This is a genomic window from Bifidobacterium sp. LH_424, from assembly GCF_056356895.1.
Window position 1 is genome coordinate 730,014 of sequence record NZ_JBKEVC010000001.1, and the last position, 20,639, is coordinate 750,652.

18 protein-coding genes are annotated in these 20,639 nt (G+C 66.6%); 5 read left to right on the top strand and 13 right to left on the bottom strand.

The features are described 5' to 3' along the window. The first annotated feature begins 92 nt into the window (after nt 1-92). The gene (locus AC1AYP_RS03145) at nt 93-551 is read left to right on the top strand and encodes a prepilin peptidase (RefSeq protein ID WP_476546704.1); all 459 of its coding nucleotides are present in this window, start codon (nt 93-95) and stop codon (nt 549-551) included. Nucleotides 552-615: 64 nt separating this feature from the next. On the opposite strand, the gene mltG is transcribed toward AC1AYP_RS03145, so the two are convergent. The 11 genes from mltG to AC1AYP_RS03200 form a co-directional block, all read right to left on the bottom strand. Further along, nucleotides 616-1,794 (bottom strand): endolytic transglycosylase MltG, encoded by a 1,179-nt coding sequence (mltG, locus tag AC1AYP_RS03150; protein WP_476501596.1) that lies wholly within the window; start codon nt 1,792-1,794, stop codon nt 616-618. 9 nt (nt 1,795-1,803) lie between these two features. Continuing rightward, a complete protein-coding gene (ruvX, locus tag AC1AYP_RS03155; RefSeq protein WP_476501595.1) occupies nt 1,804-2,259 on the bottom strand; it encodes a Holliday junction resolvase RuvX in 456 nt (151 codons plus the stop codon). A 5-nt stretch (nt 2,260-2,264) separates the two neighbouring features. Next, nucleotides 2,265-4,958, bottom strand: a complete 2,694-nt coding sequence (alaS, locus tag AC1AYP_RS03160) for an alanine--tRNA ligase (RefSeq protein ID WP_476532267.1) — start codon at nt 4,956-4,958, stop codon at nt 2,265-2,267. 131 nt (nt 4,959-5,089) lie between these two features. Then, entirely contained in the window at nt 5,090-5,326 is a 237-nt protein-coding gene (locus AC1AYP_RS03165) for a hypothetical protein (protein WP_476501593.1), read from the bottom strand. Next, on the bottom strand, nt 5,326-5,718 hold the full coding sequence (locus AC1AYP_RS03170; RefSeq protein WP_476501592.1) for a DUF948 domain-containing protein: 393 nt from the start codon (nt 5,716-5,718) through the stop codon (nt 5,326-5,328). Before AC1AYP_RS03170 ends, AC1AYP_RS03165 begins: the two co-directional genes overlap by 1 nt. A 36-nt stretch (nt 5,719-5,754) precedes the next feature. Continuing rightward, on the bottom strand, nt 5,755-6,429 hold the full coding sequence (locus AC1AYP_RS03175) for a histidine phosphatase family protein (protein ID WP_476546705.1): 675 nt from the start codon (nt 6,427-6,429) through the stop codon (nt 5,755-5,757). A gap of 169 nt (nt 6,430-6,598) precedes the next feature. Further along, on the bottom strand, nt 6,599-7,225 hold the full coding sequence (gene rpsD, locus AC1AYP_RS03180) for a 30S ribosomal protein S4 (protein ID WP_101623104.1): 627 nt from the start codon (nt 7,223-7,225) through the stop codon (nt 6,599-6,601). A gap of 213 nt (nt 7,226-7,438) precedes the next feature. Then, nucleotides 7,439-8,197, bottom strand: a complete 759-nt coding sequence (locus AC1AYP_RS03185; protein WP_476546706.1) for an ABC transporter ATP-binding protein — start codon at nt 8,195-8,197, stop codon at nt 7,439-7,441. A gap of 1 nt (nt 8,198) precedes the next feature. Further along, entirely contained in the window at nt 8,199-9,416 is a 1,218-nt protein-coding gene (locus tag AC1AYP_RS03190) for an ABC transporter permease (RefSeq protein ID WP_476546739.1), read from the bottom strand. Nucleotides 9,417-9,436: 20 nt separating this feature from the next. Then, complete coding sequence (locus tag AC1AYP_RS03195) at nt 9,437-9,829, bottom strand: DUF4418 family protein (protein ID WP_476532269.1); 393 nt, start codon at nt 9,827-9,829, stop codon at nt 9,437-9,439. Between the two features lie 211 nt (nt 9,830-10,040). Then, nucleotides 10,041-12,707, bottom strand: coding sequence for an ATP-dependent helicase (locus AC1AYP_RS03200; RefSeq protein WP_476546707.1), 2,667 nt, complete (start codon nt 12,705-12,707; stop codon nt 10,041-10,043). A 171-nt stretch (nt 12,708-12,878) separates the two neighbouring features. Here AC1AYP_RS03200 and AC1AYP_RS03205 point away from each other — a divergent pair, with 171 nt between their 5' ends. After that, a complete protein-coding gene (locus AC1AYP_RS03205) occupies nt 12,879-13,460 on the top strand; it encodes a xanthine phosphoribosyltransferase (protein WP_476501586.1) in 582 nt (193 codons plus the stop codon). An 86-nt stretch (nt 13,461-13,546) separates the two neighbouring features. Then, the gene (locus tag AC1AYP_RS03210; protein WP_101623109.1) at nt 13,547-14,911 is read left to right on the top strand and encodes a nucleobase:cation symporter-2 family protein; all 1,365 of its coding nucleotides are present in this window, start codon (nt 13,547-13,549) and stop codon (nt 14,909-14,911) included. Between the two features lie 134 nt (nt 14,912-15,045). On the opposite strand, the gene nhaA is transcribed toward AC1AYP_RS03210, so the two are convergent. Beyond that, complete coding sequence (gene nhaA / locus AC1AYP_RS03215) at nt 15,046-16,413, bottom strand: Na+/H+ antiporter NhaA (RefSeq protein ID WP_476546708.1); 1,368 nt, start codon at nt 16,411-16,413, stop codon at nt 15,046-15,048. A gap of 234 nt (nt 16,414-16,647) precedes the next feature. Here nhaA and AC1AYP_RS03220 point away from each other — a divergent pair, with 234 nt between their 5' ends. Then, nucleotides 16,648-16,899, top strand: a complete 252-nt coding sequence (locus AC1AYP_RS03220; protein ID WP_476501584.1) for a helix-turn-helix transcriptional regulator — start codon at nt 16,648-16,650, stop codon at nt 16,897-16,899. Between the two features lie 87 nt (nt 16,900-16,986). Next, nucleotides 16,987-18,468, top strand: a complete 1,482-nt coding sequence (locus tag AC1AYP_RS03225) for an ATP-binding protein (protein ID WP_476546709.1) — start codon at nt 16,987-16,989, stop codon at nt 18,466-18,468. A 52-nt stretch (nt 18,469-18,520) separates the two neighbouring features. Here AC1AYP_RS03225 and AC1AYP_RS03230 read toward each other — a convergent pair whose 3' ends face one another. Beyond that, nucleotides 18,521-20,638, bottom strand: a complete 2,118-nt coding sequence (locus AC1AYP_RS03230) for a hypothetical protein (RefSeq protein WP_476532273.1) — start codon at nt 20,636-20,638, stop codon at nt 18,521-18,523. Nucleotide 20,639 lies beyond the last annotated feature (1 nt).

Below are 20,639 nucleotides of genomic sequence, written 5' to 3' on the forward strand. Positions count from 1 at the left end.
GTCGTACGCCGCCTCGCCGCCGGTCGGGACATGGCCCGTGGCCGCGGCGTGGGCGGCTCTCGCGTTTTGCAACTAGGGGTTAATGTTAAGGCATGCCATACCTGTATTGTCTGCCCGGTCTCATTTGCGGCATCGCCCTCGCCGTCGAGGACGTGCGCCGGCGGCGCGTGCCGCGCGCATGGGTGGCTGCCGGATGCGGGTTGCAGCTCGCCGCGGATCTCGTGTGGGCGGCGATGGCCAATGATTTCTTCACCGTGCTGCAGGCGCTGCTGTTCACGGCCCTGTGCGCGGGCGTCCAGCTGCTGCTCGCCCTGGCGAAACCGGGGGCGCTGGGGCTCGGCGACGTGACGGCGATGCTGCCGTCGGGGCTCGCCGTCGGCGCGTACGGACTGGTCCATGTGGCCGTCTGGTGGCTCGCGATGGGTGTGCTGGGTCTGGTGTTCGTCGCCGCGTGGACGCGTCTCGACCCCCAGCGCGGGACCCCCTATGCGGACAAGGCCCCGTTCGTTCCGGTGATTGTGATGGCCGCCGTCGTCGCCGTGCTGGCCTGATACGGATGTGGGCTCCTCCCCGTTTCCCGGGAAGGAGCCCACATGGTTCCGATCGCGTTGCGTATCAGTTCGCGTCGGCGTTGTTGCTCTTGTACTCCTGCACGAACTTGTCGAATTCGTCCTCGTTGTCGGTGAACTTGGTCTCGCCGCTCTGGAGGTCGACGGTCACGAAGTACAGCCAGTCGCCGTTCTCCGGGTGGAGCGCGGCGTCGATCGCGTCGTCGCCCGGATTGGAGATCGGCGTGGGCGGCAGCCCCTTCCTGATGCGCGTGTTGTACGCGTTCGAGGAGTCGTCGAGCATGGCCTGCGTGATGTCGGCGGACTTCACGTTGTTGCCGTAGGCGACGGTCGAATCCATGCCGAGGGTCATGTTCTTGTCCAGACGGTTGAGGATGACGCGCGTCACCTTGCCGTAGTACTCCTTCGAGTTCACCTCGGCCTCGGCGATGGAGGCGATGTTGAGGATGCGCTCACGCTCGTCGCCGGTCGGCACGCCGAGATCGTCGAGCTTGGCGATGCGCCTGTCGACCATCATCTTGAGGATGTCGGAGGCGGACTTCTTCGACTTCACGTCGTACTGGCCCGGCTCGAACCAACCCTCGAACTTGCCCTTCGCCTCGGCGGGCAGGATGCCGCTGCCACCGCCGTCGACGACGGACTTGAACTCGGACTCGTCGATGCCGCTCAGCTGGGCGGCGTTCGCGATCACGTCGGACACGCGTTCGCCGGACTTCACGTCGAGGAAGCCGGTGGCCTTCGTCTGGTCGGAGAGGATCTCGACCGCGTCGGCCGACTGCATGTGGTACTGCATCTCGTACGTGCCCGGGTAGAGCGTCGCCGAATTGGCGGACACCGTGGCCGCGAACGTCTCGGCGGATTTGACGATCTTCGCCTTGACGAGGTTCTTGCCGACGGTCAGCGAATCCTGCCCTTGTTCGATGGTGAAGTAGACGGTGCCGTACGCCTTGCCTTTGAACTCCTGGGAGATGCTCTCGTTGTACGCGTTGACCGCGCGGATCGCGGCGATGCGCCGGTAGCCGAAGAAGCAGCCGACGCCGATGAGCGCGAGCACGACGAGGACGGAGACGAGGACGATCACCTTCTTCTGCCGTCCCTTGCGACGATGCCTGCGCATCTCCTTGCGGGATTTCGGAGGCCTGGGCGGTTCGGCCGCCGGCGCGGCGGAATTGCCTGAGACCTTCTGCGCGTTCTCCTCGAAGAAATCGTTGAAGCTTTCGGACATCACTTCTCCCTATCGCTCTTTGCGATCCAACGCGGATTGCAGGATCACGACGGCGGATTGTTGGTCCACCACCGGGCGGTGCCTCCGACCGGCGATGTTCGCCTCATGCAGCTGACGATGCGCGCTCACCGTGGTCAGACGCTCGTCCAGCAATTCTACGTCAGGTGTCGCATCGAGGTGTATGTCGCCGTCGGCGATCATACGCTCGATGCGTTTGACGAGATTGGCGGCCCAACGACGCGCCTTTTTGGCGCTTTTTCCTTCATCGCCGTTGAGCAGCAGGGGCAACCCGACGACGACGTGGTCGACCTGTTCGTCCTCGATGACGTAGATCACATCGTCGAGCGCACGGAATGAATCACCGTACGCCTGGATGTTGCCGATGGGGTGTGCGAGGGTGAGCTCCGGGTCGGACAACGCGAGTCCGACCCGGGCGTCACCCAGATCGATACCAAGCCAGGTCAAACGGCTCAGCCCTTCAGCGCCTCGTGTTCGAGAGCGGAGATCGCGTCGTCGATCTTCGACGCGTCGGCGCCGCCGCCCTGGGCGAAGTCCGGCTTGCCGCCGCCACCGCCGCCGAGGACCTTGGAGGCGCCGCGCACGAGATCGCCCGCCTTGATGCCGAGCTTGCGCGCCGCCTCGTTCGTGGCGACGGCGACCATCGGCTTGTCGTCGGCGCTCACGCCGGCGAGGGCCACGACGACCGGCGACTCCTCGCCGAGGCGGGAACGCACGTCGAGCACGGTCTTGCGCAGCGCGTCGAACGAGCCGAAGTGGCCGACGTTCTTCGCGGCGACCTTGACGGGGGCCTGGGAGGCCTGTGCGTTCTTCACGAGCTCCGGGACGGCCGCGGCGAGCTGGCTCTCGTACATGGAGGCCAGACGGCGGTCGGATTCCTTGAGCTTGGCGAGCAGCGCGTTGACGCGCTCGGCGAGCTCGTCCGGACGGGCGTTGAGCTTGTCGCTCAGCTGGGAGACGAGCGCGTGCTCGCGGGCGTTGAACTCGTAGGCACCGGCGCCCACCACGGCGTCGACGCGACGCACGCCGGAACCGATGGAGGATTCGGACATGATGTTGATGGCGCCGATCTTGCCGACGTGGTCGACGTGGGTGCCGCCGCACAGTTCGCGGCTCCAGCCGTCCTCGCCGATGGACACGACGCGCACGATGTCGCCGTACTTCTCGCCGAACAGGTGCATCGCGCCGAGCGCGATGGCGTCGTCGAACTTCATCTCCTTGGTGGTGACGACGAGGTTGTCGCGCAGACGGTCGTTGACGCGCTCCTCGACGGCGCTCATCACCTGCTTGGTCGGAGCCTTGGACCACTGGAAGTCGAAACGCAGACGGTTCGGGGCGTCCTCGGAGCCGCGCTGGGTGGCCTGCGGGCCGAGCTCCTCGCGCAGCGCCTTGTGCACCATGTGCGTGGCGGTGTGCGAACGGGCGATGGCGCCGCGGCGGGCCAGGTCGATGCTGGCGTTCACCTGAGTGCCGACGACCAGCGTGCCCTCGGTCAGGCGGCACTGGTGGACGATGAGGTCCTTGATCGGCTTCTGCACGTCATCGACCTCGAGCACGGCGCCGTCGTCGGACAGGATCTCGCCCTGGTCGGCGAGCTGGCCGCCGGCCTCCGCGTAGAACGGGGTGCGGTCGAGCACGACCTCGATGTTGGCCGGTCCGGTGACAGCGGGCACGGAGCCCTTGCCCTCCTGCATGATGCCGAGCACGGTGGCGCGGGCGGACATGTCGGTGTAGCCGAGGAAGTCGATCGGCTTGACGAGCGTCTTCTTGAAGTCGTCGTAGACGGACAGGTCCACGTTGTGGCGCTTCTTCAACGCGTCGGCGCGGGCGCGGCCCTTCTGCTCCGCCATGAGCTCGCGGAACTTGGCCTCGTCGACCTTCACGCCCTGGTCGGCGGCCATCTCGAGCGTGAGCTCGATCGGGAAGCCGTAGGTGTCGTGCAGCTTGAACGCGTCGTCGCCGGAGACGACGGCCTCGGACCTGCCGTCGGCGGAGTCCTTCTTCGCCTTCTTCACGGCGACGTCGAGGATCTCGATGCCGGAGGTGAGGGTGCGGCGGAAGGCGTCCTCCTCGCCGTACGCGGATTCGCTCACCTCGTGGAAGGTCTTGTCGAGCTCCGGGTAGCTGGGCTCCATGGCGGCCTTGGAGGTCGGGAACAGGGTGGGCAGCACCTCGTTCTCGACGCCGAGCACACGCATGGCCTCGATGGTGCGGCGCAGCAGGCGGCGCAGCACGTAGCCGCGGCCGTTGTTGGACGGGCGCACGCCGTCGGACATGATCATGAGCGCGGAGCGCACGTGGTCGGCCACGACGCGGAACTTGACGTCCATCGCCTCGTCCTCGCCGTACTTGCGGCCGGAGAGGCGCTCGGCGGCCTCGATGACGGGGAAGACCTCGTCGGTCTCGTAGATGTTGTTCTTGCCCTGCAGCAGGTAGGCGAGGCGCTCAAGACCAGCACCGGTGTCGATGTTCTTGTTCTCGAGCTCGCCGACGATGTGCAGGTCGGTCTTGGACTTGACGTTGTCGACCTCGTAGTTCTCGAACACGAGGTCCCAGATCTCGATGTAGCGGTTCTCGTCGGCAATCGGGCCGCCCTCCTTGCCGAAGGCGGGGCCGCGGTCCACGTAGATCTCGGAGCAGGGGCCGCCGGGGCCGGGGCCGCCGGTGGTCCAGAAGTTGTCCTCCATGCCCATCTTCTGGATGTGCTCGGGGTCGACGCCCTCGTTGACCCACATGGAGCGGGCCTCCTCGTCGTCGGTGAACGTGGTCATCCACAGCTTCTCCGGGTCGAAGCCGTAGCCGCCCTTGTCCTGCGGGGAGGTGAGCAGCTCCCACGCGTAGTGGATGGCCTCCTCCTTGAAGTAGTCGCCGAAGGAGAAGTTGCCGATCATCTGGAAGAACGTGCCGTGGCGCGTGGTCTTGCCGACCTCGTCGATGTCGAGGGTGCGCACGCACTTCTGGTTGGAGGCCATGCGCTTGTGGGGCGGGGTCTGCTCGCCCATGAGGTACGGGATGAACGGGACCATGCCGGCGATGGTGAACAGCGTGGTCGGGTTCGGTGAGATCAGCGACGCCGAAGGGACGACCATGTGGTCGTGCGCCGCGAAATAGTCGAGGTAGCGCTTCGCGATTTCTGAGGTGCGCATAAGCGGATGGAACTCCTTGTTGTGTGTTTGTGCGGGCATGGGGCCCTATGGGAACGTATCGTCGCCGTAACCGTCCTACATCATGCGTGTGCCGCCCGTACGGCGCGGGCGGCACACGACGCGGGACCGTCTCAGCGGTCTTCGCCGATGTACTGCTTGTTGAGCTCAGCCTCGCGGGCTCGGCGCGTGGCGTTGAACTCGTTGACGAGCCCTTCGAGCGTCTTCATCCCGACATGGTCCTGATCGGGGCCGAGCAGGAACTGCCGCGCCGTGTCCGGGGTGTTGGCCTTGACGTAGGCCTGGGCCTTGGTGACGGCGATGACTCCGAGCGAGAAGCCGAGGCCGACCCAGAAGATGCGTTTGAACATCACTCCCCCTTGGCCTGGTCGTCGGGGCGCCCGGCGGACTGGCGGACGAGGAAGGACTGCGCGGTGGACTTGAGGGCGTACGCCGCGGAGGCGACCTTGATGACCGGCTTGCCGAGGAACGAGCCGTACAGGTCGGTGAGCGCGCCCACGTTGTTCGCGGTCGTCGAGGCGGCGGCGGAGATCTTGTTGACGTCCTCCAGCGACTTGTTGACCTGCTTGACGGTGGTGACGCCCTCGTCGAGCGCCGGGATGGCGTGCTCGCCCGATTCGCGCACGGTGTCGGCGATCTGGTCGAACAGCTTGCCCAGACGGATCAGCGGATAGATCATGAACCCGGCGAGCACGGCGAACGCTATCGCGGCGACGAGACCGGCGATCTCTCCAACTCCCATATTGCCTCCTAGTACACAGTTACCCGCACAAGACTATCACTTGCCATACGACACGATGGCGATCGCCTCGGCGAACGGCTTGTCCGTATCGAAGTCGACGAGCGTGACGGACCCGTTCGCGGGACGCTCGCTCAGGTCGAGATCGGGGCCGCCGAAGCGGTGCCCGAGGCTCAGCAGCGTGTTGCCGTGCGAGATCTGGAGCACGTGGTCACCGTCCTTGAGATCGGGGTTCGAGGCGATGAGCGCGAACGCCCCTTCGACGCGCTTCCAGTATTCCTCGTCGGATTCCGCATCGTGAAACGGATCGGCTTCCTTGAGGAAATCGCGGGTGGCGGCGAGCCCGAACCTCGCGACGATGTCGTTGTAGTTCTTCGCGCCGTGGGGGCCGCCGGCAGCGGTCCATGCGAGCGACATGTCCTGTCCTTCGAAGTAGCCGTAGCACTGCTCGCGGAAGTGCATGTCGGCGACGAGCTCGGGGCGGCGGTGCCCGGCGGCCTCGTTGATGTCGAGGATTCGTTTCGCGGTGATCTCGCCGCGGGAGGTGTCCGAACAGTAGGCGGCGGCGAAGTCGAGGTCTTCGAGCTTGTGTCCGGCCTTGTCGGCGTCGGCGAGTCCGGATTCGGTCAGGGGGGCGTTGCACCAGCCCTGGAGGCGGTTGTACTTGTTGAACGTGGTCTGTCCGTGGCGGACGAGATGCAGGTGGAGAATCATGGCACCACTCTACAACGGGAAGCGGCGCGAAGGCTCCGGCCGGGGCCGGCGGACGCCACGGCCGCCACGCCGGGGTCCCGGGAACGCGGAAACCCCGCGTCCCTTCCGGGAGGCGCGGGGTTTCGGCGGTATGTCCTTGACTGTATGTGGATACAGAAGTGGGCCCGGATCAGCGGGCGTAGAATTCGACCACGTACTGGATGTTGACCTGCACCGGCACCTCTTCGGCCTCCGGCTTGCGGGTCAGGGTGGCCTTGAGGGAGGCCAGGTTCACATCGAGGTAGCCCGGGACCGCGGGCAGGACGTCGCGGTGGACGCCTTCGGCGGCGATCTGGAACGGGACCATCGTCTGGCTCTTGGCCTTGACCTGGATGGTCTGGCCCGGCTTGACGCGGTAGGACGGGCGGTTCACGATGTTGCCGTCCACGAGGATGTGGCGGTGGGTCACGAACTGGCGGGCCTGGGCGGTGGTGCGGGCGAAGCCGGCACGCAGGACCAGGTTGTCGAGGCGGACCTCGAGATCGGCCAGCATGGCGTTGCCGGTCTGGCCGGCGGTGCGGGTGGCCTTCTCGTAGGAGGCGCGCAGCTGCTTCTCGGACACGCCGTACTGGGCGCGCAGACGCTGCTTCTCGCGCAGACGCACCGCGTAATCGGACTCGGTGCGGCGGCGGGTGCGGCCGTGCTCACCCGGAGCGTACGGGCGCTTCTCGAAGATGCGCTGAGCCTTCGGGGTCAGGGCGATGCCGAGGGCGCGGGACAGGCGCACCTGACGGCGGGAACGCTGAACGTTCGTCATTTTGGTTTGTTCTCTTTCTGTCGTTATCTGAACGGAACGCGATGCGCCTGTGCGGCGCCCCGCGCTGAGTCGGGCCTCTCCAACGCTTCATCGTGATTGCTCACGAGCGGCCGTATCATTCGGATTCTGACGATTCCGGCTGCCGACCCGTTGACGGGCTAAGACTCCAGATGACGTCCGCCTTGCGGCAGACACCAATCGACTAATCTACACCTATGCCCGGGACAACGTTCCGGCGTCCATCCGGTACACCGTGTCGGCGTAGCCAATCGCGTCCGCGTCATGCGTGACCATGAGCACTCCGACGCCGGAATCCGCGCGCTCGCGCAGCAGACGCATGACCGTCGTGGTGCTGTCCGCATCGAGGTCGCCGGTCGGCTCGTCGGCGATGATGAGCTTCGGATCGTTGATGAGGGCGCGGGCGATCGACACGCGGCGCATCTCGCCGCCGGACAGTTCGCGCGGCAGGCATCCCGCGAGATCGTCGACGCCGAGCCGTTCCAGCAGCCGCATCGCGCGGTCGACGAGCGGATCGCGGCCCTCCCCTTCCCCGTCGCCCCGTTCCCCGGACGGCTCCGACCCGGCTTTCCCGTCCGGGAAGAAGGTGGCGGGCAGGATCACGTTATCGAGCACGGGCAGGTTGCCGAGCAGCGTCTGCTCCTGCGTGACGAATCCGATGGTCCGGTTGCGCAGGAGCGACAGCCCGCGGTCGTCGAGGTCGGCGACGCGCGCGCCGTCCACCTCGACGGATCCGCCGGTGGGCCGCACGAGTCCGGCGACCATGTTGATGAGCGTGCTCTTGCCGTTGCCGGAACGCCCGACGATGGCGACGAATCCGCCCGCGTCCAGGTCGAGACTCACATGGCTCACTGCGTCGAACGGCTTGCCACGGCGCGTGAAGGTCCGGGTCAGGTCGTCGATGCGCAGCAGCGGGGTCGCGCCCGGGTCTCGCTTCTCCGTTTCGGCCGTCATGTCAGCGTCCCTCCTTGAGGATGATGTCGGCGTCGCCGCGGGAGATCCTGCCCATGACGGCGAACGACGAGACGACGCCCACCGCCGTGGAGCAGGCGACGGCGAGCAGGGCGAGGCCGATGACCGTCCAGGGCCCGGCCTGCAGGTACGGCAGTTGGAGTCTGCTGCCGATGAGCGCGCTGAACGGCAGGATGCCTAGAGCCCCCAAGGCGACGCCGATCACACCGCCGGCCGCTCCGATGACGGCGGCCTCCTTCGCGATGACGCCGTTGACCATGCCGCGTGTGGCGCCCATGATGCGCAGCGACGCGAATTCGCGTTTGCGCTCATTGGCGCTGGCCGCGAACACGGCGAGCAGGACGATGACGCCCATCGCCCACAACGCGGCGACGAACGCCGCCATATAGCCGGTCAGCGCGTCCAGCGCGGTCTTCGTCGTCGCGGTCACGCCTCCCGGATACACGTAGCCGAGATCGGCGAACCGCGTGTCGAGCCGTTTGATGTTCGCGGCGACGGTCTGCGGATCGTAGCCGTCCTTCACCTTGATCATCACAGTGGAGACGGCCTTGCCCGCGTATTCCTCGGGCATGACGCGCTTGGAGACCGCGGCGGACGCCTCGACCATGTCGGGCACGGTGCGCTGGTTGATGAACACGGAGTTGTCGAGTCCGGTGCCGGTGTTCGCGAGTTGGGCGACGACCGGCCAGCTGCGTCCGTAGAGTTCGATGGTGCCGTCCGTGGAGACGTTGACGTTCGCCCCGGCGACCATCTGCCCGTCCTCCAACTCGCTTTGGAACTGGGAGGCCACCCATGGCGCGATGACGAAGTCGGTGGCGGGATCGTAGCCGATGATCTGGAGCTTCTCCTCGCAGCATGCGGCGGCGAGCGACGAGATGTAGGTCTGTTCGGTGGCCTGTGCGATGCCGTCGGCGCGTTCGACCTTGCGCGCGATGTCGCGGGTGAAGTAGAACGTGCTGGAGTTCGATCCGATGAGCAGCGCCTCGGCCTGGTTCGCGCTGTTCTGCGGCACGACCATGAGGTCGGCGCCGAGCCGGCGTTCCATGCTGCGCATGCCGTTGCCGAGGTTCATGCCGAGCATGGTTCCGCCGAACAGGGCGACGGCGAGTACGGTGACGACGGCGAGCAGCGCCGTCGTGCGCAGGGGTTTGCGTGCGAGGTTCGCGAGGGGAAGGTCGCGGAGCGTGACGTGCGTGTCCATGGCGTCGCCGTGTCGCGTCGTCACGCGCGGGTGCGGGAGTCGAGCCATGCGCCGGCCGCCGCGAAGGCGATGCCGAGCACGCCGAGCACGATGAGTGTCGGCAGCATGACCATGCGGCAGTGCATCATCGCGCCCGGGCAGACGCCGATGAGGATCGTGGGCACGGCGAGCAGCAGCAGACAGTCGGCGATGACGGCGATGTTGAGGCCCATGCGGGTCTTCGGTCCGGAGAACAAAGCGATGACGCCGAGAACGAGGATCACGACGCCGATGCCGGTGGCGGCCTGCTGCGACCAGTGGCAGGCGCCGAACGCGCCGTGACCCGTGCAGGCGTGGGCGAAGGTTTGCGGCGCGATGGCGGTCAAGGCACCGATGACGATGGACGGGACGGATGCGATGAGCTTGTTCTTCATGGTTCTCTCTTCCTATGCTGCTGTCCCGTTTGCCGGAACGTCTGGCATTATGCGCAGATGATCCCATGGAACACAAGTCTTGACTGTCGCCCGCCCGTCTGCTACGGAATCAGAGCTTTTCCATGGCCGGGCCGTCGAACGGACAGCCCGGTGGGACGTCCGTAGGCGAGGTGAGCGGCGGCGGCCGCGAAGGGCGCCTATCGGGAAGCCGTCAGAGCTTCTCGATAGGCGCCACGCGCAGCATGAGGCGTTTGACGCCGTCGGTGCCGAAGTCGACGGTGATGACCGAGTTGCGTCCCTTGTCCTGCACGTCGACGACCTTGCCCATGCCGTAGCGGTCGTGGGTGATGCGGTCCCCGATCGCGAAGTCCTTGACGTCGAGGCCGTTGTCCTTCGTCAACGACGACGCCGGCACGCCGTGACCCGACGACGCGGCCTTCGGCGTGACACGTCGCGTCGTGACCTTGCCGGAGCGCGAGCCGGAACCCGAACCATATGAGCCCGAGCCGTACCGTGAGCCGGAGGAGCCGCCGTATGTGGACGAGCCGTAGGCCGATCCACGCCGCGACGAACCGGACGAGCCGCACGAGCCGGAACCGTACGAGGAGCCGTACGAGCGCGAGCGCGAGCCGTACGACGAGCCGCCGCCGTACGAACGTGAACCGGAACCGTAGGACGACGAGCCGTAGGAGCCGCCGAACGTCGGTCCGGACGAGGGCATGCCGTCGTCCCATCCGCCGAACTCGTCGTCGTCCCAGCTGGAGCGCATGCGTTCGACGCCGGCCTCGCGGCGCTTCCAGTCGATGAGGTTCTCGGGAATCTCGTCGAGGAACTGGCTGGGCATCATGTCCGCCGCCTGACCCCACTGGGCGCGCACGGCGGCGCGCGTCACGTACAGGCGGCGCTTGGCGCGCGTGATGCCCACGTAGGCGAGACGACGCTCCTCCTGCAGTTCGCTCGTGTCCTCCATGGAACGCGAATGCGGGAACGTGCCCTGCTCCATGCCCGTCAGGAACACGACCGGGTATTCGAGTCCCTTCGCGGTGTGGAGGGTCATCAGCGTGACCTTGCCGGAATCCTCGTTCTCGCCGGGCAACTGGTCGGAGTCGGCGACGAGCGCCGTGGTCTCGAGGAACCCGGCGAGCGTGGCGTCCGGCGTCTTCTGCTCGAATTCGGCGGCGGTGGACTGCAGCTGGGAGAGGTTCTCGACGCGTGACTCGTCCTGCGGATCGGTGGATTTGCGCAGCTCCTCGAGCAGGCCGGACTTCTCGAGCACTTCGGCGACGATCTCGCTCGGCTTGGTCTCGTTGGCGCGCGCGAACGCGGACAGTCCGCCCATGAGGTCGCGGAACGCGTGCAGCTGCTTGAGCGTGCGGGTGGGGATGCCCTCGATCTCGTCCATGTGCATGAGGCCGGCGAAGAAGCTCGCCCCGTGCGCCCGCGCGTAGTCGAGGATGATGCCTTCGGCGCGCGCGCCGAGACCGCGCTTGGGCACGTTGAGGATGCGCCTGAGGTTCACATCGTCGTCCGGGTTGACGATGGCCTGCAGGTAGGCCATCGCGTCCTTGACCTCGCGGCGCTCGTAGAACTTGGTGCCGCCGACCAGCTGGTAGGGCAGCCCCGCGTTGATGAGCGCCTCCTCGAGGGAGCGGGACTGCGCGTTGGCGCGGTACATGACGGCCATGTCCGAGTACGCGATGGCCTCCTCGGCGTGGAGACGGGCGATCTCGCCGGCGACCCACTGCGCCTCCTGCTGCGCGTTGTCGGCCGCATAGCCGACGATCGGCTCGCCCTTGCCGAGCGCCGTCCACAGCTTCTTCGGCTTGCGCCCCTCGTTGTTGGAGATGACGGCGTTCGCCGCGTCGAGGATGGTCTGCGTGGAACGGTAGTTCTGTTCGAGCATGATGGTCTTCGCGTCGGGGAAGTCCTGCTCGAAGTCCTGGATGTTGCGGATGTCGGCGCCGCGGAACGCGTAGATGGACTGGTCGGAGTCGCCCACCACGGTGATCCACGCCGGGCCCTGGCGGCCGGCGGTCGCCTCCTGCGACGGGACGGCGGGCGCGACGGCCTTCCCCTCCCCCGCGTCGACGCCGGCGAGTTCGCGCACGAGCACGTACTGCGCGTGGTTGGTGTCCTGGTACTCGTCAACGAGGATGTAGCGGAAGCGGTGGTGGTAATACTCGGCGACGTCCGGATGGTCGCGCAGCAGCTCGACGGTGCGCACGATGAGGTCGTCGAAGTCGACGGCGTTGGCGAGCGCGAGCCGGTGCTGGTATTCGGCGTAGACGACCGCGTACAGCGCTTCGATGTCGCCGACGGTGCCGATCTTGTAGCCGCGCTGGCCGGGTTTGAAGTCGGGCGCGTACTGGGCGAGCTGCGTCTGGACGCCGATGAGCTGGTTCTTGTAGTCGGAGATGCGTCCGAGGATGGATCGCGGCGTGTAGCGTTTGACGTCGATGTTGAATTCGGTGGCGATGATCTTGACGAGGCGTTCGGAGTCGGCGGAGTCGTAGATGGAGAATCCGCTGTTGAGCCCGATGGCCTTGCCGTCGCGGCGCAGGATGCGCACGCAGGCGGAGTGGAAGGTGGACACCCACATGCGCTGGGCGACAGGCCCGATGAGCGTTTCGAGGCGTTCGCGCATCTCGGCGGCGGCCTTGTTGGTGAAGGTGATGGCGAGGACCTGGCTGGGCCATGCGCCGAACCGGCTCAGGATCCATGCGATGCGTCGAGTGAGCACGCGGGTCTTGCCCGATCCGGCGCCGGCGCCGATGAGCAGCGCGGGACCGCGGTACTGCACGGCCTGCGATTGCTGCGGATTGAGGTCTCCGACGAGTTCGTCGGCGCTTCTTGCGATGACGTCCGGATCCTGCTGCACGTTGCTCCCTTGTGTCGTCTGATGGGTTCTTCCGGGGGACGCGCTCCCCCTGTTTTCGGCCATCCATGTCTACCACATGCCGTCGTCGTGCGGACGGGGCGTGGAGGTCATGCGCGCGGCGTAGACTGTCGGTTCAATCATCCGTTACCCGTTATTCATCAAAGGGGTTGTATGAAGGAACTCGAGGAGCGCATCCGCAGGGAAGGCACGGTCAAGCCGGGCGACGTGCTGAAGGTGGACGCCTTTCTGAACCACCAGTGCGACGTGACCCTGTTCGACCACATGGGCGCCGCGTGGGCCGAGCATTTCGCGGGAAAGACCATCACGAAGATCCTCACGATCGAGGCGTCGGGCATCGGCATCGCCTGCGTCGCCGCCCGTCATTTCGATGGCGTGCCGGTCGTGTTCGCGAAGAAGGCGCAGTCCATCAACCTTGATGGGGACCAGTACACGACCACCGTCTACTCCTTCACGAAGCAGAAGGAGTTCCCGGTGATCGTCGCGAAGAAGTACCTCAACGCGGGCGACCACGTGCTGCTCATCGACGACTTCCTGGCGAACGGCAAGGCGCTGCGCGGCCTGATCGACCTGTGCGAGTCGGCCGGCGCAGTGGTCGAGGGCATCGGCATCGCGGTGGAGAAGGGCTTCCAGGGCGGCGGCGACAGGCTGCGCGAGGAGGGTTACGACGTGGATTCCCTCGCGATCGTCGAGAGCATGGACGCCGAGACCGGCGACATCGAGTTCCGCCGCTGACCGTACGATGACGATGTGACCGCGCCCTCCCCTTGGCCATCCTCGGGGAGGGCCGTTCATGTCGCAAGGAATCAAGAGAGGACATCATGGAAGAGAAGAAGAACGTCGGGAAGGCGGGCATCTCGATGGAGGCGCTGACCTCCCTCGATGCGCCGGTCTCCTTCTGGAAGGGCATTCCGTTCGGTCTGCAGCATGTGATGGCGATGTTCGTCGCGAACCTCGCCCCGATCTTCATCGTCGCCTCGGCGGCGAAGATGAGCGCCGCCCAGTCGGCCGCCGTCATCCAGGCCGGCCTGCTGGTGGCGGGCCTCGGCACCTGCCTACAGCTGTACGGCGCGTGGCGCATCGGCTCGCGCCTGCCGATGGTGACGGGCATCTCGTTCACGTACGTGGCGGCCGCGGTCGCGATCTGCGCGGACAAGGGCTACGGCGCGGTCGTCGGCGCCGTCATGGTCGGCGGTCTGCTGGAACTGGTGCTCGGCCTGACCGCGAAGTACTGGCGTCGGTTCGTGCCGCCGATCGTCTCGGCGATCGTCGTCACGTCGATCGGTTTCTCGCTGCTCAACGTGGGCGCGACGAGTTTCGGCGGCGGCAGCGGCGCGAAGGACTTCGGATCGTGGCAGAACCTCACGCTGGGTCTGATCTCGCTGGTCGCCTGCCTCGCGTTCCAGCTGCTGATGAAGGGCACTGCGAAGCAGCTGTCCGTGCTGTTCGGCCTGGTCGTCGGCTATGTGGCGGCCATCTGCATGGGCAAGGTCGATTTCTCCGGCTTCCAGCATCTCGCCATCGTCTCCGTGCCGCAGTTCATGCCGTTCAAGCCGGTGTTCGACTGGGGCGCGATCATCTCCCTCGGCCTGCTGTACGTGGTCTCCTCGGTCGAGGTGCTGGGCGACACGGCCGCCCTCACCAAGGTCGGTCTGAACAGGCTCCCCACGGAGAAGGAGACGGCGGGCGCGATCGCCGGCGACGGTCTCATCTCCTCCGTGTCCGGCCTGTTCGGATGCCTGCCGCTCACCTCGTTCGCGCAGAACATCGGCCTGGTCGCGATGACGAAGGTCGTCAACCGCAAGGTGATTCTCTCCGGCGGCCTGATTCTCGTGGTGGCGAGCTTCGTGCCGGCCATTGCCGAGGTGTTCAACTCGCTGCCGCAGGCGGTGCTCGGCGGCTGCACGATCATGATGTTCGGCAACATCATCCTCTCCGGCTTCCAGATGATCGCGGAGGCGGGCTTCACGCAGCGCAACATCACGATCGCCGCGCTGAGCCTGACGATCGGCATCGGCTTCACGCAGGTGAGCGACATCTTCGACCAGTTCCCGGCGCTGTTCCAGCAGATCTTCGCCTCGAACTGCATCGCGGTCGCATTCGTCGTCGCCGTGATCCTCAACGCCGTGCTGCCGAGCGAGGAGCACTTCCTCTCCGCTCCGAAGGAGCAGGCGGACGCCGAGTGACGACGTTCCGGCCGGTTCCTGAAACGGGACCGGCCGCATGACGAAAGGGCGGGGCCCGAACCGATATGGTTCGGGCCCCGCCCTTTCGCGTACCTGTTGCATATCCGGGACTCCTCCGGCATGGGTCCGGAGGCCTATGCCTCCTCCGTGTCCGCCACCTGCCGGCGCAGGACGAGGAAGCCGATCGCCCCGGCGAGGATCGACGCGGCGAGGATCGCGGTCTTCGCGATGGCCGCGGTCTGCGGGTCGGCGAACGAGAGGTTCGTCACGAAGATCGCCATCGTGAATCCGACGCCGCCCAGGATGGACACGCCCGCGATATGCCCCCACCTGACGCCGTCCGGCAGGCCGGAGACGCCGAGCCGGACGGTCGCCCACGTGGCGAGGAAGATGCCGAGCGGCTTGCCGACGAACAGGCCGAGGAACACGCCGACCGCGACCGGGCTGGTCACGATCTCCCCCACGGACATGCCGTGCAGCACGACGCCGGCGTTCGAGAACGCGAACAGGGGCAGCACGAAGAAGGTGACGAACGTGTGCAGGCCGTTCTCCAACCGGATGGTCGGCGGGATCGTGGCGCTGGAGACGCGCCGGATCGACTCCACCTCGCGCAGGTACTCCTTCTGCGCGATGTCCGGCTCGCCCGGATCGTAGCGGTCCTCGGCGGAGCGCACGCGCTTCGCGAACCATGCGCCCACACGGTCGAGCTTGATCTCGGACCGGGCGGGGACGGCGAGCGCGAGCATCACGCCGGCGAGCGTGGCGTGCACGCCGGAGAACAGCACGCACACCCACATGACGAATCCGACGGCGAGATAGGGCGGCAGGTCGTGGATGTGGAGTCGGTTGAACGCGAACAGCACGGCGAGCATGACGAGCGCGGCGATCAGCCACGGCAGATCCAGATCGGACGTGTAGAACAGGGCGATCACGCCGATGGCGATCATGTCGTCGGCGATGGTGAGCGTGGACAGGTAGGCGCGCAGTCCCGCGGGCACGCGGCTGCCGAGCAGGGCGAGCAGACCGAGGCAGAAGGCGATGTCGTTGGCCATGGGCACGCCCCAGCCTCCCGCATGCTCGCCGCCCATGTTGACCGCGAGGTAGACGAGGGCGGGCAGGACGGCGCCGCCGGCCGCGGCGACGATCGGCAGGACGGCCTTGCGCGGTTCGGTGAGCTCGCCGGCGCGCATCTCGTGTTTGATCTCCAGTCCGACCATGAGGAAGAACAGGGCCATGAGGAAATCATTGATGAAGTGTTCGAGGCTGATGTCCGCATGGAGCGGGCCGATGGAGAACGCGAGATGCACGGACTGCCAGAACTCGTTGAAGTACGGCAATGCGGGCGTGTTCTCGATGAGGAACGCGGCGAGCGCGGCGCCGACCATGAGCATGGTGGCTCGCGTCGACGAGTGGGTGAACCGGATGAGGCGGCGTTTGCCCTTGTGTATCCTGACGGCGCCCAGTTCGAGGATACCCTCGTGAATCGGAGGGTGTGAGGTCATGTGAGGCTCCTGACTGCTTGGGGTGAATGGAGTCGGCCGCCCGGCATGACTTGCCATGCCCGTCATGCGCGGCCGCGAGGATTCAACCCATCCACTCTACCGGACTCCCCCAAACATCCCTCAGCCGCCCGCGAAACCGTCCGGTCGCGGACGGACGGGGGAACGTGTCCGATCGCACCGTGGCATGCGGTATGTTGGATGGGCAGGGACACCGTGAGAAAGGCTGTGACGACTATGACCGAGACAACAATCGACGGCGACGCATCCGCATCCGACAAGCCGCGCGTCTACCCGGAGGTGGGCGCGGCGCTGCTCAAGGCGCGCAAGGAGTCGGGGATGACCCAGCAGCAGCTGGCCGACGCGACCGGCGTCTCGCGCATCACCATCCAACGCATCGAACAGGCGCACATCAACCCGTCGTTCAAGACGTTGGAGGCGCTCGCGCACGGCATGGGCCGCACGCTCACCATCAGCTTCGACGCGTGAATTCCGGGTGAACGGCCGACGGCGAACCGACGCACGTGCACCGGACGCCGCCTCGCATACGGCACAATGGTGGCAAGGAGGCCCGCCATGGTCGATGACTACACCGCGAAGATGACCGAACTGATCGGTCTGATGCGTCTGATCGGCAACGACACGCAGCAGTGCGAGGTCAAGGAGTGCGCGCGGCGCATCTCGTCCACGATCACGGACACGCTGTCCGCGTTCTCGAACGGCTCGGGCGGTTGGATCATCCTCGGATTGAGCGAACGCAACGGGTTCACGCCGGTCGAAGGGTTCAACGCGCGCGCCATGCAGGAGGCGCTGAGCCAGGCGTGCGAGAAGATGACGCCGGTCGTGCGCCCGGTGATTGTCACCTGCCCGTTCGAAGGCGCGAACCTCGTGTTCGCCCGCATCGACGAGATGATCCCCCGCGACAAGCCCTGCTTCATCACCGAACGAGGGCCGTACGGCGGCTCCTATATCCGCACCGGCGACGGCGACCGGCATATGACCTCCTACGAGGTGGACCGGCTCATCGAAGAGCACCTGCAACCCACCTACGATCTGGACGTCGTGCCGCGCGCCACGCCCGATGACCTCGACCCCGGTCTCGTCGCGGGGCTGCTGGAGCGGGTCAGACGGCAGCATCCCCACGTGTTCGCCGGTCGCGGCGACACCGACATGCTGCTCGATCTGGAGGTGCTGCGCCATGACGATTCCGATGTCAGGGCGGTGGGCGGCGTGCTGCGACCCACGCTCGCCGGTCTCCTCGCGCTCGGCCGCTACCCGCAGAAATACTATCCGCGTCTGAGCGTCTCCATCGCAGTGTTCCCGGGCACGAGCCGTGACGACGTGTTCCGCGGCGACGAACGACTCGTCGCCTCGCAGACCATCGTCGGGCCGATTCCGGTGATGATCGACGACGCGGTCGACGCGCTCATGCACTGGATCGGCGCGAAGAAGCCCGACTATCCGCCCGTGGCGCTGCGGGAGGCGATCGCGAACGCGCTCACCCACCGCGACTACTCCCCCGACGCCCGCGGCACGCAGGTCAACATCAACGTGTTCACCGACCGCATCGAGATCACGAATCCGGGCGGTCTCTACGGCACGGTGACGCATGACGTGCTCGCCAACCCGCATCCGGTCACGGGCGTGCCGTTCGTCTCCACCCGCAACCAGTTCCTGTTCACCCTGCTTGAATCCACCCCCTATCCGGGCGGCGGCTATGTGAACCCGGAGGGCGGCGACGGATACCAGCGCATCGCCGCCACGTTGCGCGAGGCGGGCATCGAACCGGCGACGACGCGCAATACGATCAACACGTTCACGATGACGATCACCCGGCATCGGACCGCCGTGGCCGGAACGCCCAGCGACATCGCCAAGGCGATCACGGCCGTGCTGGAACGTCATTCGGCGATGAGCATCCGGGAGATCCTGCACGAGCTGCAGCTGACGCCGCTGGCGGTGACCACCGGCATGCGCGAACTGATACGCGAAGGGCGGGTCACCAAGGTGCGTTTCCGCGACGACCCGACCCAACGCTACCGGCTGGCGAGCGCCTGACCCGGCAGGCGTATACGCCGCGTATCATACGGCGCGTGAATCGTACGTCGCGTCACATGAACACGAACCAGGAGGCCGTGTCCCACCAGATGGCGGCCGGCATGTTCATGCCCGAGGCGAACTGCTTGAAGAACAGGAACAGGAAGGCGGCCGCGATTCCGGTGGTGAACCATCCGAAGGTGAGGCGCCGCGTCACGTCCCGCCACGGACCATACCCCGCCCGGTTCGCCGCGCCGTCGACCGCGTAGAGCAGGACGAGCACGGCGGTCATGATCATGAAGCCGAAGTCGATCTCGTAGCGGAAGTCGACGCCGGGGACGCGCGCGTCGATGAGGAACGTCAGCGCGGATGCGGCGAGCGCGCCGACGATGAGACGTGTGGCGGCGACGCGGCGCAGCGCGAACCGCCACACGAGCATCGTGAACAGCAGGAGCGCGAACGGCGCGGCGGTGAACAGCCACCCGCCGAACATGGGGTGTTCGCTCCGCCACGTGGTCAACGGCACGCTCTGCAATTGGACGAACGGGAAATGCGCGGTGAGGTTCGGCGGCTGGAACAGGTATTGGAATACGAACGACAGGTATTGGGTCAACGGCGGATGCGTGTTCGTCATGTCGTATCCGGTGAGGTTGTATTTCGCGCCGAAGTCGGTGAACCTGCCGAACCGCGCCTGGTTGTAGGCGAATTGTGGCAGAAAGACGACCAGGTACGGGACGGCGGCACACGCCCACACGCGGGTCTCATGCGTCAGCGCCCGCGCGTCGTGCAGCCCGCGTGACCAGAGGTCGCGGATCTCGTCGGCGAACAAGGGGATGGCGATGAACGTGGCGAGGATGACCTGCGGCCGGCAGGCGATGGTCAGCGCCATGCACGCCGATCCGGCGGCGAGCAGCGGCAGGTGGTTCTCCAGGCCGCGCAGCTTCGCCTCGATCCACAGCGCGAGGCCGAGCGAGGCGAACGCCACGGCCATCTCCTGCGGGATCTGGTAGAACAGGCCGAGCTGGACGAGCATGGCGATGCCGTTGCCGAACATCATGGCGGTCACGCCGAGCATGGCCGCGCCGAGCGAGACGGAGCGGTGCCGTGCGAGCAGGCGCGCCAGCTGGATGGCGAACAGGGTGGTCGCCGCGGATGCGAGGGCGACGGCGATCGCCACTCCCGCGTTCGTGGGCAGGCGCATGCCGGTGACCGCTTTGAACGGGGCGAACAGGAGCAGCGCGGGGAGCGCGCCGAAATACGAGTAGTACCGGCCATTGTGGAAGGCCACGTCGAAGTAGACGGGCGTGTCCGGACTGTCGAGAGCCGTCATCGTGCGCGCGCGGGTGTCGTACGGGTTGCCCATGGCGGCGAGCGCGTCGTTGACCGGATAGTCGAGCCACGTCCTGCCGTGGAGGATCGCGTCGGCGAGCCGCTGGTACTGGTCGGTCGCCTGATAGGAGGCGAAGAAATCCCAGTACACGGGTTCGGGGCTTTCCTGCGGCGCGGCCATGGCGAACAGGGCGAGCGGCAGGATGCATGAGACCGCGGCGCATACGGCGAGCGGCACGATCGTAGATCGGCGGCGCAAGGCGAGCCGCATGCGGTAGAAGGGCGATGCGGGCCGGAAGGCGATGATGATGAGCGCCATGAGGATCTCGACGACGAGGCGGATGGGGTCGAACCGCATCGGCACGTGCGGGTTGACGGTGATCGTGTTGATCGGGATGACCGCGCCCTTGTCCGTCTGGTAGCGCAGGCGCACGTGCGTGGAGCCGTCGCCGATGCGCTGGTATCGGGAGTGTTCGGCGGACGGCGAATAGCCGACGTCGGCGTTGGCGTCGTACCAGCCGGAGTCGGTCGGCTTCATCGTGGACACCTGCCAGCGCACCGCGTCGTTCTGCCCGGGGCGTTCGGATGCGGCGTGGCCGATGTACAGGTAGTCGATCGGCTCGTCGGAGGAGATGTCGCGCCACGCGTGGTCCGGGTCGGTGACGACGGCGGTGCCGCCGGTTTCGACGACGAGGCCGTTGCCGAAACCCTCGTCGTGCGCCGTCCGCGGCGTCGAGCCGAGCGTCTGCCAGAACGGCAGGTTGAACACGAACAGTTCGAGCGCGACGATCACGGCGAGCGCGACCACGCAGGGTCTCGTCCACGGCGAGAGCCGGGATGCGAAACGTCGGAGATCCGGCATC

Excerpts from the sequence above, each read along its gene's own strand:
- AC1AYP_RS03145 (WP_476546704.1), top strand. The coding sequence starts at position 93 with ATGCCATACCTGTATTGTCTGCCCGGTCTCATTTGCGGCATCGCCCTC.
- AC1AYP_RS03220 (WP_476501584.1), top strand. The coding sequence starts at position 16,648 with ATGACCGAGACAACAATCGACGGCGACGCATCCGCATCCGACAAGCCG.
- AC1AYP_RS03195 (WP_476532269.1), bottom strand. The coding sequence starts at position 9,829 with ATGAAGAACAAGCTCATCGCATCCGTCCCGTCCATCGTCATCGGTGCC.
- AC1AYP_RS03225 (WP_476546709.1), top strand. The coding sequence starts at position 16,987 with ATGGTCGATGACTACACCGCGAAGATGACCGAACTGATCGGTCTGATG.
- mltG (WP_476501596.1), bottom strand. The coding sequence starts at position 1,794 with ATGTCCGAAAGCTTCAACGATTTCTTCGAGGAGAACGCGCAGAAGGTC.
- AC1AYP_RS03175 (WP_476546705.1), bottom strand. The coding sequence starts at position 6,429 with ATGATTCTCCACCTGCATCTCGTCCGCCACGGACAGACCACGTTCAAC.
- AC1AYP_RS03185 (WP_476546706.1), bottom strand. The coding sequence starts at position 8,197 with ATGACGGCCGAAACGGAGAAGCGAGACCCGGGCGCGACCCCGCTGCTG.
- AC1AYP_RS03190 (WP_476546739.1), bottom strand. The coding sequence starts at position 9,416 with ATGGACACGCACGTCACGCTCCGCGACCTTCCCCTCGCGAACCTCGCA.
- AC1AYP_RS03170 (WP_476501592.1), bottom strand. The coding sequence starts at position 5,718 with ATGGGAGTTGGAGAGATCGCCGGTCTCGTCGCCGCGATAGCGTTCGCC.
- nhaA (WP_476546708.1), bottom strand. The coding sequence starts at position 16,413 with ATGACCTCACACCCTCCGATTCACGAGGGTATCCTCGAACTGGGCGCC.
- AC1AYP_RS03165 (WP_476501593.1), bottom strand. The coding sequence starts at position 5,326 with ATGTTCAAACGCATCTTCTGGGTCGGCCTCGGCTTCTCGCTCGGAGTC.
- rpsD (WP_101623104.1), bottom strand. The coding sequence starts at position 7,225 with ATGACGAACGTTCAGCGTTCCCGCCGTCAGGTGCGCCTGTCCCGCGCC.
- AC1AYP_RS03230 (WP_476532273.1), bottom strand. The coding sequence starts at position 20,638 with ATGCCGGATCTCCGACGTTTCGCATCCCGGCTCTCGCCGTGGACGAGA.
- AC1AYP_RS03210 (WP_101623109.1), top strand. The coding sequence starts at position 13,547 with ATGGAAGAGAAGAAGAACGTCGGGAAGGCGGGCATCTCGATGGAGGCG.
- AC1AYP_RS03205 (WP_476501586.1), top strand. The coding sequence starts at position 12,879 with ATGAAGGAACTCGAGGAGCGCATCCGCAGGGAAGGCACGGTCAAGCCG.
- alaS (WP_476532267.1), bottom strand. The coding sequence starts at position 4,958 with ATGCGCACCTCAGAAATCGCGAAGCGCTACCTCGACTATTTCGCGGCG.